Genomic DNA, 2,378 nt, shown 5'->3' on the forward strand with positions numbered 1-2,378 from the left:
CCGCGCCGATCGCCAGCGACACGGGGTTGAAGGGCGCGTCCAGCGAGCCCATCGGCGTCGACTTGGTGATCTTGCCGACCTCGGAGGTCGGGGAGTACTGGCCCTTGGTCAGACCGTAGATCCGGTTGTTGAACAGCAGGATCTTGAGGTTGACGTTGCGGCGCAGGGCGTGGATGAGGTGGTTGCCGCCGATGGACAGCGCGTCGCCGTCACCCGTGACGACCCACACGCTCAGGTCGCGGCGCGATGAGGCGAGGCCGGTGGCGATGGCGGGGGCGCGGCCGTGGATGGAGTGCATCCCGTAGGTGTTCATGTAGTACGGGAAGCGGGAGGAGCAGCCGATGCCCGAGACGAAGACGATGTTCTCCTTCGCCAGCCCCAGCTCGGGCATGAAGCCCTGCACCGCGGCGAGGATGGCGTAGTCGCCGCAGCCGGGGCACCAGCGCACCTCCTGATCGGACTTGAAGTCCTTCATCGACTGCCTGCCCTCGGCCTTGGGGACGAGGGAAAGCGCCTCGATGGTGCCCGTGCCTTGTGTGGACGTCTCAGCCATCGATGGCCTCCTTCAGAGCCGTGGCGAGCTGCTCCGCCTTGAACGGCATGCCGTTGACCTGGGTGTAGGAGCGGGCGTCGACCAGGTACTTCGCCCGGATGAGCGTGGCGAGCTGCCCGAGGTTCATCTCGGGGATCACCACCTTGTCGTAACGCTCGAGGACCGCGCCCAGGTTCTTCGGGAAGGGGTTGAGGTGGCGCAGGTGGGCCTGCGCGATCGATTCCCCGGCCCGGCGCAGCCGCCGCACCGCGGCCGTGATCGGCCCGTACGTCGATCCCCAGCCCAGCACCAGCAGGTTCGCCTCGTGCGGGTCGTCCACGTCGAGGTCCGGGACCTCGATGCCGTCCACCTTCGCCTGCCGGATACGCACCATGAAGTCGTGGTTGGCCGGGGCGTAGGAGATGTTGCCCGTGCCGTCCTCCTTCTCGATGCCGCCGATCCGGTGCTCCAGACCCGGCGTGCCCGGGATCGCCCACGGCCGCGCCAGCGTCTGCGGATCCCGCTTGTAGGGCCAGAACACCTCGGTGCCGTCGTCGAGGGTGTGGTTGGGGCCCTGCGCGAACCGCACCCGCAGGTCCGGCAGCTCCTCCAGATCCGGGATGCGCCACGGCTCGGAGCCGTTGGCCAGGTAACCGTCGGACAGCAGGAACACCGGCGTGCGGTAGGTCAGCGCGATCCGCGCCGCCTCCACAGCCGCCTCGAAACAGTCCGCCGGCGTACGCGGCGCGACGATCGGCACCGGCGCCTCACCGTTACGCCCGAACATCGCCTGCAACAGGTCGGCCTGCTCGGTCTTGGTCGGCAGACCCGTCGACGGGCCACCGCGCTGGATGTCCACCACCAGCAACGGCAGCTCCAGCGAGACGGCCAGACCGATGGTCTCCGACTTCAGCGCCACACCCGGGCCGGAGGTCGTCGTCACCGCCAGCGAACCGCCGAAGGCCGCCCCCAGGGCCGCTCCGATACCGGCGATCTCGTCCTCGGCCTGGAAGGTCCGCACCCCGAAGTTCTTGTGCTTGGACAACTCGTGCAGGATGTCCGAGGCCGGCGTGATCGGATACGACCCCAGGAACAGCGGCAGATCCGCCTGCCGGGACGCGGCCACCAGACCGTACGACAGCGCCAGGTTGCCGGAGATGTTGCGGTAGATGCCCGGCGGGAACGCCGCGGCCGCCGGAGCGACCTCGTAGGAGACCGCGAAATCCTCGGTGGTCTCGCCGAAGTTCCAGCCCGCCCGGAACGCGGCGATGTTCGCCGCGGCGATGTCGGGCTTCTTGGCGAACTTGGCCTTGAGAAATCTCTCCGTGCCCTCGGTGGGCCGGTGATACATCCACGACAGCAGGCCCAGCGCGAACATGTTCTTGCTGCGCTCGGCCTCCTTGCGGGACAGGTCGAACTCCTTCAGCGCCTCCACGGTGAGCGTGGTCAGCGGCACCGGATGCAGGTGGTAGCCGTCCAGTGACCCGTCCTCCAGCGGACTGGTGTCGTAGCCGACCTTCTGCATCGCGCGCTTGGTGAACTCGTCCGTGTTGACGATCACCTCCGCGCCGCGCGGCAGATCGCCGATGTTCGCCTTCAGCGCGGCCGGGTTCATCGCCACCAGCACGTTCGGCGCGTCACCGGGCGTGAGGATGTCGTGATCGGCGAAGTGCAACTGGAACGACGACACACCCGGCAGGGTCCCGGCGGGCGCGCGGATCTCGGCCGGGAAGTTCGGCAGCGTCGACAGGTCGTTGCCGAACGACGCGGTCTCCGAGGTGAAACGGTCACCGGTGAGCTGCATACCGTCACCCGAGTCCCCCGCGAACCTGATGATCACCCGGTC

The 2,378-nt window shown here is 68.3% G+C and carries 2 protein-coding genes; both read right to left on the minus strand.

All coding sequences use genetic code 11. The annotated features are described in order from the left end of the window. Nucleotides 1-553: 2-oxoacid:ferredoxin oxidoreductase subunit beta (locus ABFX81_RS42070; RefSeq protein ID WP_346139703.1), on the minus strand; the 553-nt coding region annotated here is incomplete at its 3' end. After that, on the minus strand, nt 546-2,378 hold a 1,833-nt coding region (locus ABFX81_RS42075), incomplete at its 5' end, for a 2-oxoacid:acceptor oxidoreductase subunit alpha (protein WP_346139704.1). The genes ABFX81_RS42070 and ABFX81_RS42075, both read right to left, overlap by 8 nt.

This window comes from Streptomyces coeruleofuscus (assembly GCF_039532725.1).
Classification (GTDB): domain Bacteria; phylum Actinomycetota; class Actinomycetes; order Streptomycetales; family Streptomycetaceae; genus Streptomyces; species Streptomyces coeruleofuscus.